This is a genomic window from Streptodolium elevatio (assembly GCF_053592165.1).
Genome location: NZ_JBSFVE010000068.1, coordinates 1 through 2,986, shown reverse-complemented (window position 1 = coordinate 2,986; position 2,986 = coordinate 1). Strand labels below are relative to the sequence as shown.

Annotated in this window: 1 protein-coding gene and 1 pseudogene; both read left to right on the top strand. The window is 69.7% G+C overall.

All coding sequences use genetic code 11. The features are described 5' to 3' along the window. Nucleotides 1-142 precede the first annotated feature (142 nt). On the top strand, nt 143-1,060 hold the full coding sequence (locus tag ACWD12_RS40920) for a DUF6891 domain-containing protein (protein WP_450103939.1): 918 nt from the start codon (nt 143-145) through the stop codon (nt 1,058-1,060). A 130-nt stretch (nt 1,061-1,190) separates the two neighbouring features. After that, nucleotides 1,191-2,659 (top strand): annotated as a pseudogene (locus ACWD12_RS40915) (NF041680 family putative transposase). Nucleotides 2,660-2,986 lie beyond the last annotated feature (327 nt).

Here is a 2,986-nt window from a genome sequence, read left to right as displayed (position 1 = left end):
CGTCTGGACTCGATGAGAAGAGCGGAGTGACGGGAGACTGTCACGCTCCGTTCTGTGGGAGCCCGGGGGTGAGATCCCCCCGGGCCACCCGACCCTCCGGGGCTGGTGCGTCGCTGTCAGGGGGTTGTGCCAGAGTCTGCGGATGCTCGAGATCGTGGTGCAGACGGAAAATGGGGAGCGGCACGTCCGTGTGTCCGCCGAGGACTTGGCCGAGTTGGTCCGCCGAATCGGCGGTGACGGTGATCGGTTCCTGGTGGTCCAGCGGGTACCCGACCTGCCGGATGTCTTCGCCCAGGTCTGGCACGAGGCTGGCGGGAACTACACGCTGGAGCACCGCGACGGCGCGGCCGACCGGCACTTCCAGGTGACAGTCGACAGTCCCGAAGCCGTGATCGCGGCGATGACGGGCTGGGCCCTCATGGAGTCCGGCTGGGGCGCCGCTCTGGCCTGGTCGGTGGTGGACATGGGTCCTTCGTGTGAGGTGCCGCCGCTCGGCCTGGATGAAGGCGAGTACGAGCTGTTGGAGAGGCGGGTCCGCGAGGTGCTGGTCGGTGGTTACGCGTCCCGCGCCGAACTGGCGGAGCTCGCCGAGGAGTACCTGGTCACGGAAGACCGCCGGCCCGTTTCGCGTGAGCAGGGGGCGGTGTTGGCCGACCGGATGTGGCTGGAGCGCGTCGCGGAGCAGGCCGCGTGGCAAGGCGAGACCGACCCCGAACGGCTTTCCCACGCGTTTGCCGTCCTTCAGGAGTCCGGCATCACCGCCCGTGAGCACTTCACCTGCTGCCGCACCTGCGGCGACTCCGAGATCGTCGGCGAAAGCGGGCCCGACGCTCGTGGCTTCGTCTACTTCCACGCCCAGTGCACGGACTCGGCGGCGGCAGGCCACGGGTTGACGCTCCTCTACGGCGGCTTCGACGGTTCGTCTGAGACCACCGCAGCCGTCGGCGACGAGGTTGCGGCCGCCCTCGAAGCCGCTGGCCTGGCCGTCGAGTGGGACCGCGACCCCGGTCGGGCGATCACCGTCAGCCCTCTGGACTGGCGCCGCCGCCTGGTCGGATAGCGACCGGGACACCTCGGTAGCAGCCTGCCGCGCGGGTGTCCGGGCTTTCGGCGATCACATGTGACGTGGGCGGCCTCCGCCCGATCCTGTGCTTCGACCAAGAGGCACATGACGGATCGGGGCGAAGGCCGTGGGGACGAGTCTGCCGCACAGGCAGGAACGCGTTGAAGCGTTCGCGGAACTGTCACACTTCCGAGGCGAGTTGCATGCCTGTCTGACCCGGCGCTCGGACGCCCTGTTCGAACTGGCGGACGCTCTGCTGTGCGCGGACGGGCCGGTCAAGACGCTGGTCGGGCTCTCGCTTGCTCCGGAGCACCGGCGCGGACACGGGGCGCTCTACGACGCGGTCAACCACGGTCGGATCGACACCGGTCGGCTGCGCGACGCACTCGTGCGGCTGCCGCTGCCGCGCGCCGCCGATGGGCGGATCGTCCTCGCGGTCGACGTCAGCCCGTGGCTGAGGCCGGACGCGGACACCAGCCCGGGGCGGTCCTTCTGCCACACCTACGGACGCGGTGAGGGCAAGCATCAGATGGTGCCCGGCTGGCCCTACTCGGTCGTTGCCGCGTTGGAGCCGGGCCGCAGTTCGTGGACGGTGGTGCTGGACGCGATCCGCCTCGGACCGGGCGAGGACGTTGCGGCGGCGACCACGGTTCAGGTCCGCGCGGTCGTCGAACGGCTCGTCGCCACCGGGCAGTGGAAGCCGGGCGACTTGGACGTCATGGTCGTTCTGGACGCCGGCTACGACGTTCCGCGGATCGCGTTTCTGCTGCGCGACCTGCCCGTCGAGGTGCTGGGCCGGATGCGCTCGGACCGGGTGATGCGCCGGCCGACCCCGGCCAGCGTCTACGACCCCAAGGGCGGCCGGCCGCCCAAGCACGGCACCGAGTTCGTTTTCGGGCACCCGACACCTGGGGCGAGCCGCAGGCTGCGACGACCACCGAGACCACCCGCTACGGCACCGCGCACGCGACCGCCTGGGACCGGCTCCACCCCAGGCTGACCCGCCGATGCGCCTGGGAGGACTACGCGGACGAACTCCCGATGATTTCCGGGACGGTGATCCGGCTCCAGGTCGACCATCTGCCCAGCGGAGGCGACCCCAAGCCCGTCTGGCTGTGGTGGTCGAAGACCGACGCGACCGACGCCGACGTGGACCGCTGCTGGCAGTCCTTCCTCCGCAGGTTCGACATCGAGCACACGTTCCGCCTGTTCAAGCAAACCCTCGGCTGGACCGCGCCCAAGATCCGCGACCCCGAATCCGCCGACCGCTGGACCTGGATCGTCATCGCCGCCTACGCGCAGTTGTTCCTCGCCCGCCCGCTCGCCGAGGACCTGCGTCGGCCCTGGGAACGGCCCGCCGCCCCGAACCGGCTCACCCCCGCACGCGTCCGCCGCGGGTTCAGAAACCTGCGCATCAACACCGCACGTCCCGCAGGAGCACCGAAACCCTCACGGCCGGGTCCAGGGCGGCCCCGCGGCTCGAAGAACCGCAGACCCGCACCCCGCCACGACGCCGGACTCATCGTCAAAACCGGCGAGCGCTACAGCAGACCCAGCCACCACCAGAAGGGCACCAAACCGAGGCGCACAGGTTAAATGCCAAGCTCAATGGGAACCAACGGGCTCACAGGCAGTCCCGCCCGCGCGGCATGCCGCGCCAAAGCGCCGGCCAGGCCGCCTACATCAGCAAGTTCCGGATAAAGCTTCAGCAACAGCTCACGGCGACCGTCGTGCATGCACGCACTATCCCACCGGTGCTTCCCGCTTCAGCTGCCACTTCCGCAAGTTGCCTGTCCTCCCCCAATCCCCGGGCGATGGAAGGCACCTCAGAGGGCGGTAAGAGAGCTGGTGTCCGTTTCGTGATTGTGGGCGTCGGTGGCGGCAATGTCGCTGGTGGGGCCGGTGTTCAGGGCTTCGGGAGTG

What these genes read in the sequence shown, in the direction of transcription:
- ACWD12_RS40920 (WP_450103939.1), top strand. Translation starts at nt 143, where the DNA reads ATGCTCGAGATCGTGGTGCAGACGGAAAATGGGGAGCGGCACGTCCGT.